Origin of the sequence: Legionella anisa, assembly GCF_001467525.1 — a bacterium.
In the GTDB taxonomy this organism is placed as follows: Bacteria; Pseudomonadota; Gammaproteobacteria; order Legionellales; family Legionellaceae; genus Legionella; species Legionella anisa.
In genome coordinates this window covers 40,107-60,897 of the sequence record NZ_LNXS01000053.1, presented here as the reverse complement: position 1 = coordinate 60,897, position 20,791 = coordinate 40,107, and the positions used below count along the sequence as shown (strand labels likewise).

Here is a 20,791-nt window from a genome sequence, read left to right as displayed (position 1 = left end):
TAAAATCTCAATCCCTTAGAGTATTGAAGATGTCGAAAGTGATTTTTTAAATGTCACAATTAAATTTGAATCTTTCACTTTTGAGCTCATAGAATTGGGATCATAGCCCTGTGGTAATTGGAATGTTTGACTGTAATTACTCTGAGAATAGCTTACACTTTTACTATTATCCTGTTCACGAGTGATTTTTTGCGTTATATTTGAACTAACCACTAATTGTCCCTCTTTAACAGAAACATCAACTTTACTATCCCCACCTTTAGGTAATTTTATTTTATAAACAAGCTCATTTTTACTTTCTTTAATTTCAACATTATTTGTATTACCAAAGAGCATTTGATTGGGTTGTTTTAGAAGGTTAGTGTGCATTTGTGAGAATTGACTCTTCATAAACTGGTCCATAGCCTGTTGCATTTTTTCCATTTGCTTCAAAACATCATAAGGTGATTGAAAAAAGGGATCGTTATCAAATGGATCTAAGGCTAATAAATCTTTACTCTTTTGTACTTGATTATTTTGTTTCGCTTCAAGTGCTATGGCTCCTGCTGACATCATAGTGATAAGAGGAACAGAGATTAAAATAGGAAGTAGTTTCTTTTTCATCTAAATCTCCTTTCAAGATTGGCTTATCAAAAACTCTAGTCACCGTTTTACACAAAGTTTCATAGCTCTAATTTTATTACTTAATAGCCAATATCGGGGCAAATTACGCAGTTTTCAAGGCGCTTCGCTCAGAGCCAAATGCGTTGGCAGGGGTAAAGAAGCATTGGAGTTCTAATCATCATAAGACCGTAAATTATTATTCATCTCTCAGCGCAATAAAATCCTTCTTTAGAATTCATTACAAAATGACATTATAAAACTGTTCATACAAAGGATGCTTTTTAATTGCTTCATTGAACTCATCAGGATCAATAAACCCACATAATCCGATGTTTACGAGCCGTCTTATTTTTTCATGACAACATTAGCTTGTGACTTGCAAACGCCCTATAGAATCATAACCAGTCCAGGTATAAGATGCAAAGTCATCACCAAAGTCTATTTTACATATGGAGCAGCGCCCTTGATTTTTTGCATGGAGTTTATCGATTTGCTTTTGTGGTTTCTTTTGAGTCTTCATTATAGAGCGATTAAGGATAGATAGATGAATGATTATATCAGGATAATTTATTAAGAGGTTGGCCTTTGTAAATGCTTTATGCTGTAAGTAAAAAAGAGTTGGACTGCGAACAAAAGAGAAGCCTGAAGGACTTGTTGCTCAAAGATAACTCCTGGTATCACTATTTCCAGAAGTATAAAGACACGCTACGCCATGAGGTTTTGGAAACAATCTCGAACATTTTAAGTTGCGGGAGCACCTTGCGAGGATTTTCCTGTTATGACTGCCCCAACCCTAAATGCACTCATAGCAAAAAAGTTGCGTTTACCTGCCATAATCGGTTTTGCTCGAAGTGTGGGAAGAAAGCCACCGAGAATTGGATAAGCAAACAAATTCATCTGTTACCCAGTTGTGACTGGCAGCATATTACGTTTACGATGCCACGGGAATTATGGAGGTTTTTCAAAGAAAACTGGATTTTGTTAGGTTGGCTGCTGCCAGTAGCAGCTTCTATTTTGCTGCGGTTAGCGAGTCATAAAGGAGTCTTACCCGGAATGTTTGCAGCGCTTCATAGCTTTGGCTGAGATTTAAAGTTCAATCCGCACGTGCATATCTCGACTACCCAAGGAGGGATAAATGATAAAGAGACACGTTTTGTCACGTTCTACTTCAAAAAGAAAGTGATTATGGAGATGTGGCGTTATCGTGTGATACAGATGTTGAAAAAAGCCTATAGAGAAGGAGTTCTTGTTCTTCCTGAAGTATTAAATGCCCTATGCCCGACACAGGGTCATTTTAGCGCTTGGCTCAATCGTAGACTCAACAAACCGTGGATAGTTCATGTGGCCAAACCACAAAAAAACCCACAGGCGTCAATTAATTATCTTGGGCGTTATATTCGTAGGCCACCGATTGGCCACAGCAGGTTACGGCATTACAATGGCCAAAATGTAACCTTTAACTTCCTGAATCATAAGACGAATCAACACGAAGATTTTCACTGCTCTACGGAGGAGTTTATCCGTAGACTGGTACAACATATCCCTAAAAAGCATTTCAGGATGTTGCGCTATTATGGATTTCTTGTAAATAGAGTACGGAGAGAGAAATTACCATTAGTTCGTGCTTTATTGGGGTAAGAACCTGAGCCCAAAACCTACAATCTCAAATACCCATAGTTGATGCAAAAGACCTTTGGGATTAATCCTAAGGAATGCATTCTATGTCATAGCGAAATGGAACTTGCTTATCGCAAAATTGGTGCTAACGCTGCGTTTTTTATGAAAATCACGAGAAACTGGCACAAAGAAAAAGGCTGGTTGCATAGGCGTTCCCAGGATAGATCTATCTAAAATTTGGAATTATTTTATAACTTTAAGCGTATTGACTTAATTTAATCCGACATAGTGTGTCTCGAAATAGCATCCAGTGTCACCTTAGCACCTTGGTTGTTTATATTTTACCAACACTCCTGTCCCGATTTAACATTGAGATTCCTAAGTATGAACAACAATTTGATTTTGTCTTATTCAATACAGTATTGTGTTTTTTGAATTTACCTTTAGTAGCACTTCTTGAAGCAAAACGGGTTTTAAAGCCCAATGGTAAGCTTATTATTGGTATGATTGATAAACATTCGATGATTGGACAGCAATATGAGGCCACCAAGCAAGATAATCTGTTTTATCGATACGCTCATTTTTATTCGGTACAGGAGGTCTTTGAATTGCTTCATGAAATTAATTTTAAAGAAGAAGCAATTTATCAAACTTTATTCTCTCCTGTTGATACTATATTAACGCCAGAGGAGAGTAAACCAGGCTATGGGGAAGGAGGGTTTGTTGTTCTTTCTGCTTATGTTAAACCCAATCGATTTTCCTATTTAGATTTTATTTGATAGACGTTCTAGTTAAATCAAGTAAGCCGATAATTGAGCAAACTATTTAAAATTTAATTACTCTGTATATTAAGATTGATTTTCTTAACAGTTACACTAGGAAAACTCTAATTTGCAGTGGCGTTGAGATAAATTACCTATTTTTTAAATTGCCTGATTGCTTGATGAGTTCTCCCGACTTGCTATCAATTTTTCTTGGATTCAAGATGTGCTTTATGAGTTTCACCCAGAATTTCAAATGTTTCTTTTATTACATACAGAGCACCTTTCTATCTGCTCCGATAGCAGCTTGATAGCATTCGCAACCCATGTCATTTCCTTTTAAGTGGTTGCTTAGAATCCTTATCAGTCTCTCTGGTATTGGTGCAAGGTTATTTTATGAGTTCATGACAGAATAACGGCGTAACATTAAAGGTTTGGAGTAGATTAAGTTTTAATCAAAGGCATAAAACTTGTCGTAACCCATCATCCAAGGCATTTAAATCTTTATCTGAAAGGTTTCCTGCCACTTTTTTTAAACGACTTTTATCAATCGTTCTTATTTGATCACAAACTGCGGTAACTTGTTTGCCAAGACAAGAAACAGTGATGGTAATTGGTGGTCTGGCTGTAGCAGAGCTTGAAAGAGGAACGACGACAACAGTGCGTCTTGCTTGATTAATCGGTGTTGCTCCAACTAAAACGCAAGGTCTGAGTTTGTTGATTTCAGAGCCTGTAGTAGGGTCGAGGTTTACCCAATATACATCACCACGATTCATCAGTTAATCCATCTTGAACCGTTATATCCCAATCGTTCATTTCATTTTGTAAACCATGATCATTTTCAACAGCTAAAGCGCATTCATAGAGCGCTTTTTCACGTCGTTCAATTTCTTTTTCAATAAGATGAGCAATCACCTTGCTGCGTTGTCGCTGAGGTATTGCTGCTCTCATTCTAGAAGCGATTTGATCGGGTATTGATATTAAAACTTTATTCATCATTATCTCCATCTATATATAATATAATATATCCTATATCTAAAGACAAATTATTCTGATTGTGGAAAATAATTATTCTCTTTTTTTATAATTGGAAGGTGGTACTCGTTAAAAAATAAGCAGCATTTGCTGAGAGTCCTGAGATTGGGATTGAATGGTTGAGTTTTGATTCAGCAATGATCGAACTTGCTTTTTCCGAGGTCTCTTTTTCATAGGTGCTGGATCCTCCATAAAGCAGGCCCATGGTAGTATTTGTTGGTATAGAACATCATGGGTTTGATAAGAGATCAGATAATAACCGCGTTGGTTTCGTTCTTTCACCATGACGCAAAAGTGCTTCAAGGCATCAGAAAAACTTGCAAAGGCAATAATATGGCTTTGCCCAAATCTGGACTTGATACGTCCATTGGATGCGCAGAGTGTCCAGTCACCCAATAAATCCTGTTCCAGGCGAATGACGTAATAGCGCGTTGCCTTTTCAAAACGGACGGCATGATAACATTCCTTGGGTTTAAAATTAAGGTAATGAACCCATGGCAGGGTGGTGAACCAGGGGAATCATCACCAAGATTTACCGGTTGCAGGTTCCGTGATACTCATTTCTGTAAATCCATTGCGACAGCCGGCAATCGATTCGGCTTCATGCATTAAGTCATAGATAGTTTCATCCAGATCCTTATCACTGGTATAGGGAATTTTAAGACTGTATTCCCATCCATCCTTGTCTTTTTTCACCATATCAAAGGCTGAAAAGCAGTATTGCTCGATTTGCCGCCTGGATTCATTTTTTCCACGCACAAACTTATTGTTGTTTTCTACGCGCAGCCAAACTTCAACCACGGCAATTTTTTGAGTTCCCTGGCTGCCTGGAATTGATTTTTCTGGATTATCCTGTCGTTGGGTTTTAAGAATACGATAAACACTGGCAATACCCATATTAAGTTTTTTAGCAATAGCGGTGCGTGTGTATCCCTGATTGATTAACTCCATGACCTCATTAGTTTTTGAGCGTGCTGTGGGTTTTCTCCCTTTGTATTTGCCTTCGCGTTTTGCGCGCTCAATACCTTCCAGTTGCCGCTCACGGCGAAGGTTGGTTTCAAACTCAGCAAAGACACCCAGCATATCCAAAAAGAATTTACCTGAGGCATTAGAGGTATCCACAGGTTGCTCCAATGCTTTTAGGTGGATCTCTTTCTCTTTTAAATAATGCAGTAAAGTCTGTAAATCCAGAATACTGCGGGTTAAGCGGTCAATTCGTGTAACTACCAAGGTATCGCCTTCACGAATATACTCCATGCATTCATCCAGTGCGGTTCGGTTTTTTTTTGAAGTACCACTTTTTTTCTCGGAAAAGATCTTTTTACATCCAGCGCATTTTAAAGCATCAAGTTGAATGTCCAAATTTTGGTCAATTGTAGATACGCGGGCATAACCAACAAGCGCCATGAATTTTCCTATCAATAATATTTAAAATTAGTGATAGTACATTATCATAAATAAAAATCAGATTCTATTGATATGAAAAACAAGGGATTTAAAGGCAAGGCAAAATTTATCACAAGGGTGTACTTTATTGATAGCCCATATAAAATAGAAAAATTGAAAATGTAATGCATTTGTTATACAATTAAAATATCAGTATTTTGGGAGTTACTAAGATGAATAAGGCGGCAACAATTAATGCTCGTATTGAGCCTGCTCTTAAAATGCAGGCAGAAGCGATTTTGCATAAGGTAGGCTTATCTACAGCCGAGGCGATTCGACTGTTCTATAGCCAGGTCTGTCTCCAAAATGGCCTGCCTTTTGAGGTAAAAATACCGAACAAAGAGACAAGAGAGGCCATGGCAGAGCTGGAATCAGGAAAAGGCGAGCGATTTAAAACAATGAAGGATGTATGGGATTCTGTAGATAATGCTTGAATTAGAGTTGGCGACACAGTTTAAGCGTGATTTGAAAAAGATTACGAAGCAAGGGAAAAGAAGGACGCTCTTAGACTCTATTGTAGAGCAATTGCAAAAGGAAGAACCCCTGGATCCAAAGCATAAGGATCACAGTCTTTCCGTAAATTGGGATGGTTATCGTGAATGTCACATTACCCCCGATTGGTTATTAATTTATAAGACCATTAAAGATGATCGCATACAATTGCTGCGATTATCACGAACAGGATCACATAGTGATTTGTTTGGGTGAGTTCTAAAGGTGTTACTCTCTGTCGCAATACCGATCTCTATGGAATACGAATTAATCGAGATGATCTTTATTTTGAGATAAGCCGATACTTGTTCAACCAATTCAAAGGTTAGTAAAATAATCCCAACAAGTATTCTATCGAAATGCTGATTTTTATCTTTTTACCTAGTATGTAGTGCTCAGGTTTTTTTTGTTTTAAAAGCAGTTGTATAGTTGGCGATAATATCATTAGCCTCTAACTTGTATTGTGCCAGATGTTGTTTGACAGCTTGACTGTCTTCAAACTTATTTTCAGTGGCTATAGATCGTATAAATTTACGGGCGTTATTAACTAGCTTTTCTAATAAGCTCTTATTTATTATTTTTATATTGTTACTTGGAGGACACGCATACTCAAAACAAGTAGATAAATGAATCATAATAGGTACACATTTAGCACCATTGCCATAATTATTATTAAACCAAATTTCAGAACCATTCAGCTGATTACAATCGTGTTTGCAAATAAAATCGGTGGTTGCACCATTTTTACATTCAATAACTAAAAATTTTAAATCATCCAACAGCCAGAGATTATCTGGTCCTTTTCCATAATCATTTTCGGGGCGTTGGCCTATAAAGCCAAGAAGGTATGCTAACTCGTTAAAAGCATCCTCAAATATATTTGCAGTACCTTCACTAAATATAAGTTTTGAAAATACTCCCTCTGTATAGATAATAAGTTTGTTTCCATCTTTAAATTTGTCTTTTAAATAGGTAGAACATCGTATTGCTTGTGATCCTGTATGGGTTTTTAATGGTTTATAACTGATGCCTTCGATTGGTTTAAGAACTCTCAAATTATCAGAAATAGCGGATAGTTGGGTTTTTTGCGATTCCACCTTATCGTACTTGTTTATATACTCCGACATGTATTGTTTTAATACGCCTTTTAATAAAAGATCATCGGTTGAGTTATTGATTTCATGTAAAATTCTGTTTGCTGCTTCTTGTGGTTTCCCTGAGCGATCTAAATCGTAAGCTTCTCTTAAAGCGATTTTTATTGAGTCAGATGTATTTTTATTGGAGTAATTTAGGTTAGCCATAATACCTCTACTTAACTCAACCCATTGCGGGTCTCTTTTTAGACAGTAGTTTATTACGGATCTAATTTCCTCAACTCCTTTATCTTTTATTTGATCTGCTACCCTTTCTGACAATTCTAGTTGAGCCTTTGTCGCCGGTGAAAATAGTTCTAAAGTTTCGCCCGTATAAAGCTGAGAAGTAAGATCTTTTCCCATAAGAAAAATGACGCAATAATCATCATTAGATCTAACACCTCTCCCCATCCCCTGTTCTACTTTATGAACGATTTGATTTACTTTGTTCGAACTACCCGCAAGCTCGCTCTGGCGAATTTTATCAATATTATTTCGAGCGGCTGGTAATCCATCTATAACTAACAATCGACAAGCATTTTCGGGCAAATCAATCCCATCATATTTGTTAACTAAAATTGTTAAGCCAATATGAGTTGTTTTAAGTTGTTCAACTCCTTGAAGGATAGTGTCTTTTTTTAAAATGAGATCAGCTGCATCCTCCCAAAACTCCAATCGTTTGTTAGATGGGACAATAACTACCACGTTATATTCTTTGGATAATTTCAAACATAATTCTTTAACATCACTATCAAACATATTTGTGTTGAGAGCTTGTGGTAATAGGATTAATCGATCACCTACATCTCCCGCTGAATCTGGAGTGATAGGGTTATTAAGATATTGAGAGCTAACACCAAAATGGGTCGTTAAGACGCTATCGTCTGATAATGTCGCGGTCATAAATATTTTTCTTGATGCATTACTAATAGAAGGAATCACATCAATTGGAATACAATTACTAGTAATTTCAATGGAATGCTTACTAATAACGCAACTGCATCGCTCTAAATTTTCTTTTATTAATGGCCATTTAAATTTTATGTCTTCATGATTTTTGTTTTCAATTAAAACCTGCATTACCTTACTTAGATTTTCTTGCCAGTTCCAATATGGGATCAGAATGTAAGCAAAGGGGTCTCCCGCTTCAATCTCCAAATATTTTGCTTCCGACTGCCTTTTCATTGCTTCTTCAAAAAGACTAAATAATTTTTTATATGCTGGGTTAGATGATGACACGTTCAAAGTGAATTGTTCTTCGACTGTGTTTACGCACGCATGAGCATCATCAATAAGGAGTGTCTTAATGGGTATTTTTGCTCCCTCATCGCCAACACCAAATACTGATTTCCCGTTAATTAATTTATATATATTAGTTACTAGAATTGCTTTTCCTTTTAAAAAACTCTCATTTTCAGGGTTATCAACGGCATTTAATCCAAGATCTTTGGCTTCGGATAACACTTGTTCTACTAAAAAATTATCTGGAACTATATAAACTACAGGCCCTTTCTTCTCATTCAAGCAACTTTTTAAAATTAAAAGGCCAACCACTGTTTTACCGCCACCAGTATTCATTTTTATAACCAGGTTGCGTTCTTCTTTGCGGTCAAACCATTTGCTCCATACTTGAGATTGCACATCGCGGGGGTAATGGAATTTGTTTGGTTTTTTATTTGGTAAGGCGCTAAAAATTTCTCTTGGCTTTAAGACTGTATCAACAGTTTGTCCTGTACTCAGTTTGGAAAAATCTAATGCCATTTTATATCCTTTAAAAAGTACTGTTATTTGATGTTGGCCAAATGTTTATTAGGCTTGTAATTGCAATTTTAAGTGCATGTTGAGCGCATCAGCGACCTTTACCAACGTTTCTAATGAGGGAATAAAGGAGCTATTGCCGCTTTCAAGACGAGAAATAACCGATTGCTTGGTTCCAATTTTATTGGCCAACTCGGATTGAGTCATATGCCGCTTTTTACGGGCATTCACAATCATGACGGCAATGTTATTAATGATTTGCTCACGCTCATAGTGCTTGGCAAATTCTTCGTCCTTATTGATTTTGTCGTCAATAAACTCATTTAAGGTAAGTGCTTTCATGGTCGTATACCTCCATCATTCGTTTTTCAGCCAGTTCAATTTCTTGCTTTGGCGCTTTTTGTGACTGCTTTTTGTAAGCATGTAAAAGAACAATGATTTCCTTTTGAATACACACATAAAAAAAACGATAACCACTGCGTGATGTTTTAATCTTAATTTCCCAAAGCGAGCCTTTTATTTGCCTGAATTGTACCCTTGGGCTATCAAAACCAAGCTCTTCAACATTCTTTAAACAACCGGCAAGTCGCGCGATTTCATCGGATGGCAAATCATTTAGGAATTCCGCCACAGGGTTTTTGCCTGATTGTTTTTGGTAAAATTTTATTCTCATAGTAATTTATAGCATAAATGTGATATTTTGGAAAGTCTTTAACTAAAGTCTGTCATGGAATTTAGTTTGCTGCTTAACATTTCGGAGTTATTCAAAGACCCTAATTTATCGAGTAATTCCTTGATTGGCCTATTATTTTTTAGTGAAGGAGTCGCCCACAAAAACAAGATATCGTTATCAGATAATATTTTTTGCACAATATCTGGTTTTTCTTCCAGTAAAATCTCTATGGCACAAGATACTAACCATTTGGAGGTTGATAAATCACCTTTTGCGATTTCTTCAATGGTTTTCGGAGAAATACTTTTATCTTTATTAAAAAGGACTATGGATTTTTGGTGCAGTTTTTCTGATTTATTATGAATGGACAATAATTCAGAGAATACCGCTTGTATTTTTAAGGAAACATCCGATTTTACATTTTCAGATAGTCCGAGTTGATTAAGGAGCATCAGGGCTTGCTGCTTTTTGTCATCAGGAAGGCTTGCTGTCTTGATTTTAAGCTGCCCAATGGCTGCACTAATCATGGCATCATAAACATTTAAGTTGATGTCTTCCTCAGAGCATAGCTTGCTTATTTCATCTATAGTACCTATAAAACTGTTGGGTAATTTGATTCTAAAATCTTTTTGTTCGGACAGAGCCTTTGTAGAAAAGTAATGCTCAATAGCCGACATATTGTTCATATAATGCTTTAATTCAATGGTTTCTTCTGGGCTTAATTTATTCCAGGCATCAAATTCATCACAGTTATTGGCTTGAAATGAACCATAGGTTGTTTTTTTATCTGCTGATTGCACATGAACTCTAGGGGGTTTATTCATGTTTGCCTTAACGGCAAATGATAATTTTTTCATTAAATCACCTCAAATGATTTCTAGCCCCCAGCGATTGGAGGCTGGATAAGGTTTAATATTTATAGTTTGGTATTCTTTCGATTATATTATCAATGAACTCAACGAGTTGATCGCAATAAACCCCTTCTATCGCCTCATATGCAGAAACAGGATGCTTAAGCATCTCTGGAACTGTTTTATTTGAATAAAAAGTAATGTTATACAAATCATGTGCCTCATCCAATGTGATGCATACAAACCCATTGAGGCGGTGTGCATGAACTCGTATTGCAAGCATTGTATTGGATACTTTATACCATTTGGACACACCCCACGACCAGACGATCGCTTTATTTGTGTGCAGTAATTGGCGTTGGATAATTTCTGGAATAGTCATGCTGTTCTCCTATGTTTTTACTATTGGTCACTAAGACAAGAACAGTATAACAAGTGCATCTTAAAATATCAACATTTGTAATAAATAAAGTTTATAAAGAAAATTTATAAATAATTTTGACCTTGGGTCGGTTTTTTGCGATACTGTATTTGTTCCTTGAGAACAATAGTAAAAACATAGGAGAACAACATGTTACCAGTATTATCAAAAGATAAATTATTCAAATTAGCGCCATCCATATTCACACAAGCCAGCTCTTATAAAACGAGTACCAAGTACTCGCCCATTTCAACCGAGCAAATCATTGATAAATTAATGTCAGAAGGTTTTTTCCCCACTTGGGCAACCCAGACCAAAAGCCAGAACCAAGAAGCGAAAGTATTTGCAAAACACATGCTCCGTTTTCAACGCCATGATGTCCTGCAAAATAATCAGGGGCTTTATCCCGAATTGGTTCTTATTAACTCTCATGATGGTTTGTCTTCTTATCGCTTAATGGCGGGTCTTTTTCGGGTTGTGTGCAGTAATGGAATGATCGCTGGACAAGCGTATAACGAAATTAGAATTAAACATCAGGGGGATGTTCTTGGGAATGTCATTGAAGGCACCTACAAAGTGATTGAGACAGCAAATAACATGCTTGATGTATCCGATGATATGGCTTCCATTCACTTGAATGACGATGAAAAAATGATTTTTGCAGAAGCTGCTCACTCACTAAAATTCTCTGATACAGAGGGGGGTATTATCGTTAATCCTAAGAGTTTATTGCAACCAAGGCGTTATGTAGATCAAAAAGATAATGATTTGTTTACCGTGTTTAATGTCCTGCAAGAAAACTTAATTAAAGGTGGGATCCGTGGCCATCGTTTAAATAAATACGGTTACACCACTCGAACCAAAACCAGAGAAGTAAAAGCCATTGATCAAAATGTGAAATTAAATCGTGCGTTATGGACTCTTACTGAAAAAATGATGGAAATAAAAAGATAAGCAGGCATTGATGAGCAAAGGAGTATTCCTTTGTTCATCATTCTACGGATGACAAGCAAATCAATCAATTTTAAAGGACAATTATGAAATTAAGATTATATCATGGACGCAATACCCCAGAACAAGAAATGGATGATTGGGGATTTGAAGGCGCAACCCTTAATGATGTTGATGTGATTATATGGACTTATGGAGTACCAAGGATCTTTTTTGTTACTGAGAGCGCATTGAAGGAGGCCATGGATTTAACGGGGTGGGATGAATTAGGGAATGGTTTAGAAATGTGCGTTTATGAGGATTTAATCAAAACCAAAGAGGGATACTTTGGAGATTGGGAATTACTTTGAATTGCAAGAGGTGTTTTTTGCTAGTCTTTATGCCTCATCTTGTTAGTTTTATACCTTGAATATGCTTTGATAATTAATAGAATGTTGATTGATAAGATCACCAAATAATAAAAAATTTGGTGATCTAAAATAAGAACATCCAATTTGTTAATGATTACAGTTAAAGAGCTCTTTATGTAAGAAAAAATAGCTTTACTATTTATCAGAAAAACAATGAATAAAAGAAACGCCAACTTCCGTTTAATTAAAGAAAAACATAAGACTATAGAATGTGCTTTTATTTGAAGAGATCGAATATTCATTTTTAGGATAATACCCTACCTGACACAAGTGCGACTGCTTCTAAAGGTATGATTTTCGACTCATCATCAGCACACTTTATCTCGCTAATTTTTGCGACTATTTTCCCTGATTTATAATCAGTTTTTAAAATGGAATCAGAGATTGCGGTGCACGAAATGGGGTTGATATTTATTTTAAACTGTAATTGATTAGGACTATCAGAATCATGAAAGGGAGCGATGACAAATGCACTAAAAATTTTGCCCATAGGTATGGATTTTGATTCCTTAATCTCCGGTGTTGAAAATTTAAATTTTTTGATGACTACAACTTCCCCCATCTTGCTTGATGGCACATAAATTTTTTTTGATTCTGAGGTAATTTCTTTTTTATGTTCAGACAGTAATTTGAGATATTCATTCTTATTAATAAAAGCGACAGGGATGAGCCAATCCATAATAGCAATTACTGCCTTATCCAGAAAAGTTGGCTCAACACCTCGATTTTTCGCGGCAAGTTCGGATAACTCTTTTATAGTAATATAGGTTTGTTTTTCTTTCTGCTCTAGTTTTGATTGGACTGAATAAGAGTGAAAAACAAATATGCTAATAATAGCTATGGGTACTATGTATTTACACGTTTTTTTAATACTGTTTTTCACTTGAATATCCTTTTTTAAATTGATTATGCTAAAGTTAATTTTTTCTCTTTTCTGTATTGCTTCCATTCTTTGTCTTTAGAGAAAATCATCGTAGATGATTCTTCAAAAAAATGGCTAATGTTATCAATACCAGCCCATAAGCAGTATTCTTTTATTTCTGAGTAAATATCTTTACTGATTTCGATCTTAATTTTTTCAGTTTCAGGTGCTTTTCTTGCGCTGATTAAAGCCATAATAAATCCTCAATTTAATATAAAAATTAGTGTCTTTTAATAACGATTGTTAAATGGATCATAATTGCTGCTATTGTACGTTGAATAATGATGATAATCATTATTCCAATAATTGTCTCTATCGGATGCACTGGAACCAAAAGAATTTCCCATGCTGTCTAAAGCTCCAATCATTGGTAATCCTGTAGCAGGATTAATTTCTGTATTATTTGATTTGGAGCAAGAACGAAAAGAATTCTGTTTAGCATACTTTGCTTTTTCATTTTCAGTCCATTCGCTATATGGTCGAAAATGAATGATTTTAGCAATTTTTTTCAGAATTTTTTTTAATATGCCCATGATATAAATATCCCTGTTCAGTGACACGATTATAGATAAGAGAATCCGTGAATCACAAGTACGCAATTATTATGCGCTTCCCAAAATATTAATTTAAATAAACTATACTAAAATGGCCAGTGAAACACACACAAAAAAAGCAAAACCAAATAAAAAAGAACACACCCCTCGCAATGTTTATTGCTTAAAACATTTTATTATTATTCAGTAGCTTACGTGCGGATTGGCATTTTAAGATCTGCTAACACCCCTATTTTATATAGGTGTGCATCCACTCTTTAATAATAATCAATAAGTTATAAAATATCAACACCTAATCCACACCTATTGAATGAGTAAAAAATATCTATTGAACGAATATACACACCTATTCGACACCCATTATTAAATGATACAATTATTCTAAACCAGGTAAAAACAATGCACAGAACCTGCATTATAAATTTAAAAGAGGATTGTATGCCCAAGGCTTATTGTTATCTAAATCAAAGAATCATTGATCAGCTCGAAACAATTAAAAAAGATGAAGGACATGATTCATCATCCCAAACCATGAAAGAAATGATCGAATTAGGAATTAAGGTATACCTACACAATAAAGATAATCCAGTAATCAGCGAAGATGAAAAAAGACGCTTAGAAAAAGAGGAGGAATTGAATCGTCAACACACGACTCATCTTTTAAGATTACTGGGAATAAGTGCTGATATTTTTCGCTGTGTTTATGATAAAAATAAACTTTCAGGTGAATCAAATAATGCCGAAGAACATATCGCAGAACTTAAGAAGAAAGTAGATAATTTCATTGAAGGATATATCAATAATTAAGTTAGTATTAATGGTATTTACCAGTTAAATTTAAAAATAATATGGCTTATTTTAAGCTTCAAATTTTACTCTGAATAAGTCATTAATTGTTTCATCTGGAAATATGTTGTCAATCCAATTAAAGCAAATGCCACTAATGAAATAGCCAAACTACCATAATAAAATAGTTCATTCCCTTTAGGAAAATGAACTATTCGATCAATGTATATGATAAACATAAAATACAAGAACCAGATTAAAAATAAACATAAAGTCAATCCATTTTTTACATTAAAATAATAGCAATGAATACGACTTAATATTGCTAAAACCATAAAAATTGGAAACGATATAAAGTAAAAAATCATTTGCATTCCAGATGGCTCATAAGCAACCTGAAGCAGGTTATTCACTTTGGTGGAGCACGCTATTGAAACATAGAGATAAATGAGGTAGACCGATGATCCATTTATCAATAAAAGAGAAATTACTCCAAACATTTTTTTCATATAAAATTCCTAGATGCACTGCGTTCAAGTAATTAATATATTTCCATTTCTCCTCGCTGCAGGGTTTTCAGTTTCTCAATTGGATTATTTTTATTTTCAGGAAGTTCGAGATTCATTTGTCGAGAAATGCTCTCAAGACACTTCTTAATTTGATCTTGATTCATATCTATTTTATTAGGGCAGCCAATAAATTTATCGACATTCGTTGCTTTATTTAATATATCTACCACTCCTTGAACCCCACTGCTTTTATTCACATCATTAAAGTCTTTTTGATGTAACGGAATGGCAATTTCTACAGTTTTTCCATGCTGTTTTAATCGTTCAATGGTTTGAATGATTACCTTATCTTCTTTAATTGATTTGCCATCATTATCCATACAAATGACTATTTTATCTGTAAGTAATGCCATATCGATATTTACAAAATTTTCTTTCCCAAGAGTCGCTATAACCCGTTCATTTTGAACTGCATCTCTAACGCTTAATCCGGTTTCCACCCCTTCTGTAATGTAGGTGACACTTTCATGTCCTTTACCCTCGCTTAAAACGACGCCAACGCCTGCTTTTGAGCCATAAGATTTCTTGGGTTTTATCTTCATTATTGCTTTATTTGCTGTTTCATTATCCAGGTATACCACTTCAACGCAGGCCACTTTATTGTCTTTGTCTCGTGCAATATTTAACAGTGCTGGCCTGTAGCGTACTTCCTCAGTATCTTTGGTATAGACATTAGGATGAAATCGAATATTTTCCCCAGATACATTATGTATCTTTCTAATTTCTTTTAAATACCTTTCTGCTATAGTGCCTGATATAGGTTTGGATTCTCGCACCAATTGCAAACCATAATCTGATGTTTTTCTTTTCTTATCAGTGTCTTTCACTTGAAAATTATTGGGGTTTTTGTTTGCTATTTTAATACGTTCCTTTAGGTCATCACCTGTTAATTTGGCGGCATATTCAAGGCTTTCTTTAAAATTTAGATTCAATGTTTTTTGGATCAAATGAAGCATGTTTCCTTTTTCTTGTGTTTCAAAGTTATGCCAAACTCCTCTTTTTTCTCCGCTTAAACAGAGGCTTAAGCTGCCGTGAGTACCATATCGATATTCTGTTTTGGAAGAAAGCGCTTGATTAGGCTGCCCTAGCAATGATTCTATTACCAGCTCTGCCTGCTCGGATAAGTGTTGTGACAGCATATTCGCATCATAACGAGGCTCCTGGTTCTTCATTATGGGCATTCTTTGCGCTGCTTTGAGTGATGTTGATGGTGCATTGGGTATTGGGGGCTTTGTTTGGACATTCAGATGGTTAAGTGATTCCAATGCAGAAGTTTTCTCAGGAGTAACGCGAAGTTGTTTTTGCAGCTTTTTATGATCGTCTGTATAAATCATTGCCTGCAAGGAGCCTCGCGTTACCATAATATAAAACGACCGCAGGTGATTTACTTGCGCATTTTTAGTCTCAGCAACCCCAATAACAAATGGGGATGAAGCTCCTTGAATTGAATAGCTGGTAGCCGTATAACTATAATCCCAATGGGAGTCGCTCATCAATTTTTTTTGCAGCACGTGTTCCACACCACTACTGTCTTTTACGGTAAATGACTCATTATTTACCGCCGTCACCTGTACCCTTTCATTAGCGAATCGACCTAGAGTCTTATCGGATTTTTTAAAATGAATTTTTTCACCAACTGAAACCCTTCCTGGCATCGATTGAAACAATTCAATTTTCCAGTCTTTATTTTCTTTTTCAGGAACAAAGAGGCATTTATTTCCTTTCGCATCGTTTAATACTACCACTTTCGCTGATTCATCTACTGAAACCACTTTGAAATAGTGCTCCGCTTTCTTTAAAAAATACTCCTCTTGCTTTTTTAAGCAATCCCGATATGTTTCGCAATAATAAAGCTCTGCAGTAGTGTAATTAGTGCTTAACAGTCTCGGAAATTCTTTGTTTTCGGAGCCTAAAGTAGATTCTTTCATAAGGGCATCTCTTATCAAACCATTTGCAACTTCCCGTTTTTTATTTTCATGAATGATAACAATCGTGTTATCACGGCATGATGGTGTACGAGATAAATAATCTCCTACAGCCATTTCGATGGGGTTCTTTTGCTTTAATTCTTCCTGGAATGGATCTATTGATTGCTGTTGTGTGTTTTCCAGTTGCAGGTAGTCTTTGGTCGAATCGCCTGTTTCAATAATTGAAGAGGTAATGCTATGGTAAGGACTATCCGCTTTAGTGCGGGTGATTGAGTCTAAGGGTTGATTGGCTAACTGAGCTAAGGCCTTGTCAATATCACCGGCGATTAATGTTTCGATTGCTTTTTTGTATTCGATAACTTGTTGTCTTACCAAATCATCCATACAGGCCACCCTGATGCTTCCCTCTTGAATTAATATCTTACTTGGCTTACCGCTTTCAATACTTTGATGTTGGCTAATATCGCCAAGCATTGCACAACGAGCGCCAGAATGATGAATTTTTTGCATGAGGTTTGCGCAATCTCGATTAGAGACCATGGATGATTCATCGATAAGAACAAGTGTTTTTTTGCTTAATGTCGATTCCTGTTCTTGTTCAATAAGGAAACTCTTTAATGTTTGGGCTTCAATTCCCAGAGCCCTCATTTCTTTTACAGCCTGGTGAGTGGGCGCAACCGCAATTAGTTCAACCTCTTCATGAGTCATTGATTGGGCATGCTTGATGGTATCAATAGCACTGCGAGTCATGGTTGTTTTTCCAGTTCCTGCATACCCCTGAATCATAATAAACTGATCGGATGTAGTCGTGATTAACTCACAAGCTTCTTTTTGGCCTTTGGTAAGATCTGTCAGTTCTAGTTGTTTTTGCGCTTCATCACTGCTCATCAATGGCTTAAGAATGTTAATACCCGCTTTAACATTCTTTATAATCGATTCTTCAAATGCCACCGCTTCTTTGGTGGTCAAAAACTCGTTCCCTCCAGATATTAAGTCGCCACTGTTTATGGCATTACCCAGGACGTTATCTATTTCATTAAGACCTGCTTTTCCAATAGCCTGATGAACGGCCACTTCAAGTAAATCTGATCGAGTAAAGGCTGCCTCTCGTTCTGAAAGGTGAGCAATTGCAAAGTGCAGCGCTTTTTCCGCATCACTTTTTTGGGGTTTTTTAGCGGTTAATAGGGTTAAGGCCTGCTCTAGTGAACTGAGTAGATCACTCGTGGTTCTATGGTCAATAATCTGTGCACCATGATTTGTTTTGGCGGCATCCAAAGTCAGCGATATCGCGGAGGATTTTGTCGCACTTTTCATGGCAAATCGATTTGCCTTGTCCACATTATCCGTAATAATCATTACGTTTTCTTTACTGGATTCGCATAAAAGCGACATGGTATTTTGTTTGAGCGCATAGGCTGGCAGTGTCATAATGGTTTGTTTCACGGGTTTAAGATCATCGGAATACATGGTTTTGGCATAGGCATGGCTCAATGGGAAATGCTTTTCGTTACTCGTGATAAGATGAATGCTTCTTTTCCCATCTCTTATTTTTATTCCATGTCGGGTAAATGCAGTAACCTCATATTGGTTTCCTATTTTTAATCCTTCAAAGGATAAACTGGCAGTGGCCACTAATTGATCCCCGATTCCTACCGATAAAGGTGTTTGTTCATAAATCTGCATGGAATCTGTAATATTTTTAGCAGCAAGTAGTGATCTTGCCCCATTGGAATTACGAACAATCAATTGATTGTCTTTTTCATTAATACCGAGTACCGTGAATTTTTTTGATTCCGTACGGGTGTTATGGATTAATATCCAATTGGACTGATAACTTTTAGCCAGTTTTTTTTCACTGAGGGTCAAGGGAATACGGGTTAATGTATTTATAGTCTTTTCATCTGATGAAATCTCTCCCTGCTCTTTTAACTGAGTACGGATTGCTTCATTGACTTCTTTAGCTTCGAGCTTTGAGACAGTAAAGACTTTTGTATTTTGCCTCTGGATTACTGGCAAGTTACAGTACATTTGCGCTGTTTTAAGAATACGTCCCTCAACGGTTTGGGCTTCTATAAGATTGATGCTGGTGGCCGGCACCTTTCTGTCATCAACCTCAAATGATTTTATACAGGCTTTATCAAGCAAGTCGGGAATATCGGATTTAAAGCCAGACAGAGATTGTGATTTTTCCAGAAAAATGACCTTGGCACATCGCTTATCGGCAATAGATAATAAAGTATTCATCTCGTCAGGAGCCAGGCGCTGTGCTTCATCCACAATCAGTACTTCGCGCTCCTTTTTACTATGAAAAAAGGGCAATTTATGTTCTGAACCATGACGATAATTAAAGCCTGCTACTGTTTCACACAAATCCTGTTTCCCAATAGATAAAATCCATTGCCACAGTGTAGGCGCTGATTTGGCCATATCCTTATTGATTGTATTGGCAGAAAAAGCAGAGGGACAAAGGATACGAATTATTTTGGAATCCTGTGAATAATCAATTAAAGTACTTAAAAGCTCACGCGAGGTAGCGCTTTGCTGCTTGATGCGTACAACTCCATCTTTATTAAATAAGGCTTGAGTTACTGCCTTTTGAATGGACTCATTATCGGTGAGTTTGCACACTTTATCCATATTTCGTTCGATGCCTTTTTTTTGGTGTGTGAAGTTCACGATTTTTTTTATGAGCTCTTGTTCTTTGTTAATGAGCTTACTCGTTGTAAAAGAGGAGTTTTCTGCATTAAGAGCAATCAGATTTTGTGCATCAATTTCTTGATCAATCCGTGACATCAGCGCTTCAAAGCCCTGTTCACCTAAGGAAAAATAGAGACTTGTCTGTAACACTTCCTGATAGGTAAATGTAAGTTTTTTCTCTTCTAAATGCGCAATTGCATCAAGAACACTTCTATCGAGTTCTTGATTATTGGACATGGCTTCTTTAGGCGTATGCGATTCTTTGGTTTTATCCTTTAAAGTGGCCAGATAGGTGGCAGGATTTACTCCCAGCGCTTCACTTTCTGCTTTCCATCGCATGCGTAATTCCTCTGGGGAAACCACTTCCTTTGACTTTCTTGAATCCAGAGTTGCTCTGTCATATGCTTTTAACGAATTTGAGTGCATCCCTTTAATGTGTTCTTCAACCTGGGTACGGCGTTTAGACATTCGTTCCAGCAATGTCTTATCAAAATGTTTGATTTCAAATAAACCATGGGCATCGCCTGTATGTTCTATTTCGAGCCCCATTTCTTTTAAACCAAGAGCAATTTCAGACCGGTACACAAGCCCTAAAAAGATTTGGTTGTCCATAATCCATTCCATAGTGCCGTGATTACGACTGATATCAGAGGCTAAAGCACGCCACTTGCCATCAAGACGTTCAGTAAAATTCATCAAAAGTGCATGCACATGGAGCTGAGGATCAAGCTCTCGGGAGGTGTCATGGAGGATGGTCGCAAAACACAGATTGCCAGTCTTTTCATACTCCATACCCTCTTTTCCTGATTTGCGTGCTTCGGCAGCTTCCTTCTCAATGAGTTTTAATACCGTTTTTACGGCATTTAAATGCAAATCAATAAACTCTTTATGGCCACAAACCAAACCAAGATAGGACACCGATTTAGGCGCGGAGAAGGTCAGATCATATCCGCCACGATGCTTGATTTCGCCGGATTGGGTTTTGAGGCCAATGACATCGCCGCTCGGTAATGCACCACGAACAACGGCCTCAAGGGATAGTACGTTAACCTCTCCAGAAAGGTTTTGTCGCTCAGCACTTAACCCCACCCATTCGGTGGTCAATTGATTTGAAAAGTAATAATTTTCCTTATCAAAATAATAACCTGGCATTTTAATCGGTTTAACTCGCAGACTTAACATAA

23 protein-coding genes and 1 pseudogene are annotated in these 20,791 nt (G+C 36.5%); 8 read left to right on the top strand and 16 right to left on the bottom strand.

Going from position 1 to position 20,791, the window contains the following annotated elements; genetic code table 11:
* Positions 1 to 15: 15 nt before the first annotated feature.
* Entirely contained in the window at positions 16 to 603 is a 588-nt protein-coding gene (locus Lani_RS16000) for an Hsp20/alpha crystallin family protein (RefSeq protein ID WP_014845114.1), read from the bottom strand.
* Between the two features lie 364 nt (positions 604 to 967).
* On the bottom strand, positions 968 to 1,123 hold the full coding sequence (locus tag Lani_RS20315) for a hypothetical protein (RefSeq protein ID WP_154080667.1): 156 nt from the start codon (positions 1,121 to 1,123) through the stop codon (positions 968 to 970).
* Positions 1,124 to 1,194: 71 nt separating this feature from the next.
* Between Lani_RS20315 and Lani_RS19915 the strand changes: the two genes are divergently transcribed.
* The 3 genes and pseudogenes from Lani_RS19915 (at position 1,195) to Lani_RS15990 (ending at position 2,999) form a co-directional block, all read left to right on the top strand.
* Positions 1,195 to 1,686 (top strand): IS91 family transposase, encoded by a 492-nt coding sequence (locus Lani_RS19915; RefSeq protein ID WP_051009158.1) that lies wholly within the window; start codon positions 1,195 to 1,197, stop codon positions 1,684 to 1,686.
* A gap of 12 nt (positions 1,687 to 1,698) precedes the next feature.
* A pseudogene (locus Lani_RS15995) lies at positions 1,699 to 2,241 on the top strand (IS91 family transposase); the annotation flags it as partial.
* 269 nt (positions 2,242 to 2,510) lie between these two features.
* Positions 2,511 to 2,999 (top strand): class I SAM-dependent methyltransferase, encoded by a 489-nt coding sequence (locus Lani_RS15990; protein WP_014845116.1) that lies wholly within the window; start codon positions 2,511 to 2,513, stop codon positions 2,997 to 2,999.
* Between the two features lie 437 nt (positions 3,000 to 3,436).
* Here the strand turns inward: Lani_RS15990 and Lani_RS15985 are convergent, their stop codons facing one another.
* The 4 genes from Lani_RS15985 to Lani_RS15970 form a co-directional block, all read right to left on the bottom strand.
* Positions 3,437 to 3,757: a type II toxin-antitoxin system PemK/MazF family toxin gene (locus Lani_RS15985; RefSeq protein ID WP_014845117.1), complete on the bottom strand. Its 321-nt coding sequence runs from the start codon at positions 3,755 to 3,757 to the stop codon at positions 3,437 to 3,439.
* Positions 3,744 to 3,980: a hypothetical protein gene (locus tag Lani_RS15980; protein ID WP_223499713.1), complete on the bottom strand. Its 237-nt coding sequence runs from the start codon at positions 3,978 to 3,980 to the stop codon at positions 3,744 to 3,746. Before Lani_RS15980 ends, Lani_RS15985 begins: the two co-directional genes overlap by 14 nt.
* A gap of 105 nt (positions 3,981 to 4,085) precedes the next feature.
* Complete coding sequence (locus Lani_RS15975; RefSeq protein WP_014845119.1) at positions 4,086 to 4,412, bottom strand: hypothetical protein; 327 nt, start codon at positions 4,410 to 4,412, stop codon at positions 4,086 to 4,088.
* A gap of 126 nt (positions 4,413 to 4,538) precedes the next feature.
* On the bottom strand, positions 4,539 to 5,423 hold the full coding sequence (locus tag Lani_RS15970; RefSeq protein WP_014845120.1) for a recombinase family protein: 885 nt from the start codon (positions 5,421 to 5,423) through the stop codon (positions 4,539 to 4,541).
* Positions 5,424 to 5,635: 212 nt separating this feature from the next.
* On the opposite strand from Lani_RS15970, the gene Lani_RS15965 reads away from it, so the two are divergent.
* Together Lani_RS15965 and Lani_RS15960 are read left to right on the top strand one after the other, a co-directional pair.
* Positions 5,636 to 5,896 carry a type II toxin-antitoxin system RelB/DinJ family antitoxin gene (locus Lani_RS15965; protein WP_014845121.1) on the top strand — a complete coding sequence of 87 codons (261 nt, stop codon included), beginning with the start codon at positions 5,636 to 5,638 and terminating at the stop codon, positions 5,894 to 5,896.
* Complete coding sequence (locus Lani_RS15960; RefSeq protein WP_014845122.1) at positions 5,889 to 6,170, top strand: type II toxin-antitoxin system RelE/ParE family toxin; 282 nt, start codon at positions 5,889 to 5,891, stop codon at positions 6,168 to 6,170. The genes Lani_RS15965 and Lani_RS15960 overlap by 8 nt, the downstream gene beginning before the upstream one ends.
* A gap of 179 nt (positions 6,171 to 6,349) precedes the next feature.
* On the opposite strand, the gene Lani_RS15955 is transcribed toward Lani_RS15960, so the two are convergent.
* From Lani_RS15955 to Lani_RS15935, 5 genes are all read right to left on the bottom strand, one after another.
* Complete coding sequence (locus tag Lani_RS15955) at positions 6,350 to 8,848, bottom strand: DEAD/DEAH box helicase family protein (RefSeq protein ID WP_014845123.1); 2,499 nt, start codon at positions 8,846 to 8,848, stop codon at positions 6,350 to 6,352.
* Between the two features lie 48 nt (positions 8,849 to 8,896).
* Complete coding sequence (locus Lani_RS15950) at positions 8,897 to 9,187, bottom strand: helix-turn-helix domain-containing protein (RefSeq protein ID WP_014845124.1); 291 nt, start codon at positions 9,185 to 9,187, stop codon at positions 8,897 to 8,899.
* Positions 9,165 to 9,476 (bottom strand): type II toxin-antitoxin system RelE/ParE family toxin, encoded by a 312-nt coding sequence (locus Lani_RS15945; RefSeq protein ID WP_230304840.1) that lies wholly within the window; start codon positions 9,474 to 9,476, stop codon positions 9,165 to 9,167. Before Lani_RS15945 ends, Lani_RS15950 begins: the two co-directional genes overlap by 23 nt.
* Before the next feature lie 80 nt (positions 9,477 to 9,556).
* Complete coding sequence (locus Lani_RS15940) at positions 9,557 to 10,375, bottom strand: hypothetical protein (protein ID WP_014845126.1); 819 nt, start codon at positions 10,373 to 10,375, stop codon at positions 9,557 to 9,559.
* A gap of 52 nt (positions 10,376 to 10,427) precedes the next feature.
* Positions 10,428 to 10,751: a hypothetical protein gene (locus Lani_RS15935; protein WP_014845127.1), complete on the bottom strand. Its 324-nt coding sequence runs from the start codon at positions 10,749 to 10,751 to the stop codon at positions 10,428 to 10,430.
* A gap of 189 nt (positions 10,752 to 10,940) precedes the next feature.
* On the opposite strand from Lani_RS15935, the gene Lani_RS15930 reads away from it, so the two are divergent.
* Together Lani_RS15930 and Lani_RS15925 are read left to right on the top strand one after the other, a co-directional pair.
* Positions 10,941 to 11,744 (top strand): DUF932 domain-containing protein, encoded by an 804-nt coding sequence (locus Lani_RS15930; RefSeq protein ID WP_014845128.1) that lies wholly within the window; start codon positions 10,941 to 10,943, stop codon positions 11,742 to 11,744.
* An 83-nt stretch (positions 11,745 to 11,827) separates the two neighbouring features.
* Positions 11,828 to 12,091 carry a hypothetical protein gene (locus Lani_RS15925; protein ID WP_014845129.1) on the top strand — a complete coding sequence of 88 codons (264 nt, stop codon included), beginning with the start codon at positions 11,828 to 11,830 and terminating at the stop codon, positions 12,089 to 12,091.
* 304 nt (positions 12,092 to 12,395) lie between these two features.
* On the opposite strand, the gene Lani_RS15920 is transcribed toward Lani_RS15925, so the two are convergent.
* The 3 genes from Lani_RS15920 to Lani_RS15910 are packed head-to-tail and all read right to left on the bottom strand — an operon-like array spanning position 12,396 to position 13,672.
* Complete coding sequence (locus Lani_RS15920) at positions 12,396 to 13,034, bottom strand: hypothetical protein (RefSeq protein WP_014845130.1); 639 nt, start codon at positions 13,032 to 13,034, stop codon at positions 12,396 to 12,398.
* A 23-nt stretch (positions 13,035 to 13,057) separates the two neighbouring features.
* On the bottom strand, positions 13,058 to 13,267 hold the full coding sequence (locus Lani_RS15915) for a hypothetical protein (protein WP_014845131.1): 210 nt from the start codon (positions 13,265 to 13,267) through the stop codon (positions 13,058 to 13,060).
* Positions 13,268 to 13,303: 36 nt separating this feature from the next.
* Positions 13,304 to 13,672: a hypothetical protein gene (locus tag Lani_RS15910; protein ID WP_255464430.1), complete on the bottom strand. Its 369-nt coding sequence runs from the start codon at positions 13,670 to 13,672 to the stop codon at positions 13,304 to 13,306.
* 393 nt (positions 13,673 to 14,065) lie between these two features.
* On the opposite strand from Lani_RS15910, the gene Lani_RS15905 reads away from it, so the two are divergent.
* Positions 14,066 to 14,434, top strand: coding sequence for a hypothetical protein (locus tag Lani_RS15905; protein WP_014845133.1), 369 nt, complete (start codon positions 14,066 to 14,068; stop codon positions 14,432 to 14,434).
* A gap of 65 nt (positions 14,435 to 14,499) precedes the next feature.
* On the opposite strand, the gene Lani_RS15900 is transcribed toward Lani_RS15905, so the two are convergent.
* Both Lani_RS15900 and traI read right to left on the bottom strand, forming a co-directional pair.
* Positions 14,500 to 14,922, bottom strand: a complete 423-nt coding sequence (locus Lani_RS15900; protein ID WP_019350439.1) for a hypothetical protein — start codon at positions 14,920 to 14,922, stop codon at positions 14,500 to 14,502.
* 32 nt (positions 14,923 to 14,954) lie between these two features.
* Positions 14,955 to 20,789 carry a conjugative transfer relaxase/helicase TraI gene (gene traI, locus Lani_RS15895; RefSeq protein WP_014845134.1) on the bottom strand — a complete coding sequence of 1,945 codons (5,835 nt, stop codon included), beginning with the start codon at positions 20,787 to 20,789 and terminating at the stop codon, positions 14,955 to 14,957.
* Positions 20,790 to 20,791 lie beyond the last annotated feature (2 nt).

Bases quoted from the DNA above. Each gene is read 5' to 3' on its own strand.
- Lani_RS16000 (WP_014845114.1), bottom strand. From the start codon at position 603: ATGAAAAAGAAACTACTTCCTATTTTAATCTCTGTTCCTCTTATCACT.
- Lani_RS20315 (WP_154080667.1), bottom strand. From the start codon at position 1,123: ATGAAGACTCAAAAGAAACCACAAAAGCAAATCGATAAACTCCATGCA.
- Lani_RS19915 (WP_051009158.1), top strand. From the start codon at position 1,195: ATGCTTTATGCTGTAAGTAAAAAAGAGTTGGACTGCGAACAAAAGAGA.
- Lani_RS15985 (WP_014845117.1), bottom strand. From the start codon at position 3,757: ATGAATCGTGGTGATGTATATTGGGTAAACCTCGACCCTACTACAGGC.
- Lani_RS15980 (WP_223499713.1), bottom strand. From the start codon at position 3,980: ATGATGAATAAAGTTTTAATATCAATACCCGATCAAATCGCTTCTAGA.
- Lani_RS15970 (WP_014845120.1), bottom strand. From the start codon at position 5,423: ATGGCGCTTGTTGGTTATGCCCGCGTATCTACAATTGACCAAAATTTG.
- Lani_RS15965 (WP_014845121.1), top strand. From the start codon at position 5,636: ATGAATAAGGCGGCAACAATTAATGCTCGTATTGAGCCTGCTCTTAAA.
- Lani_RS15960 (WP_014845122.1), top strand. From the start codon at position 5,889: ATGCTTGAATTAGAGTTGGCGACACAGTTTAAGCGTGATTTGAAAAAG.
- Lani_RS15955 (WP_014845123.1), bottom strand. From the start codon at position 8,848: ATGGCATTAGATTTTTCCAAACTGAGTACAGGACAAACTGTTGATACA.
- Lani_RS15950 (WP_014845124.1), bottom strand. From the start codon at position 9,187: ATGAAAGCACTTACCTTAAATGAGTTTATTGACGACAAAATCAATAAG.
- Lani_RS15940 (WP_014845126.1), bottom strand. From the start codon at position 10,375: ATGAAAAAATTATCATTTGCCGTTAAGGCAAACATGAATAAACCCCCT.
- Lani_RS15935 (WP_014845127.1), bottom strand. From the start codon at position 10,751: ATGACTATTCCAGAAATTATCCAACGCCAATTACTGCACACAAATAAA.
- Lani_RS15930 (WP_014845128.1), top strand. From the start codon at position 10,941: ATGTTACCAGTATTATCAAAAGATAAATTATTCAAATTAGCGCCATCC.
- Lani_RS15925 (WP_014845129.1), top strand. From the start codon at position 11,828: ATGAAATTAAGATTATATCATGGACGCAATACCCCAGAACAAGAAATG.
- Lani_RS15915 (WP_014845131.1), bottom strand. From the start codon at position 13,267: ATGGCTTTAATCAGCGCAAGAAAAGCACCTGAAACTGAAAAAATTAAG.
- Lani_RS15905 (WP_014845133.1), top strand. From the start codon at position 14,066: ATGCCCAAGGCTTATTGTTATCTAAATCAAAGAATCATTGATCAGCTC.
- Lani_RS15900 (WP_019350439.1), bottom strand. From the start codon at position 14,922: ATGAAAAAAATGTTTGGAGTAATTTCTCTTTTATTGATAAATGGATCA.
- traI (WP_014845134.1), bottom strand. From the start codon at position 20,789: ATGTTAAGTCTGCGAGTTAAACCGATTAAAATGCCAGGTTATTATTTT.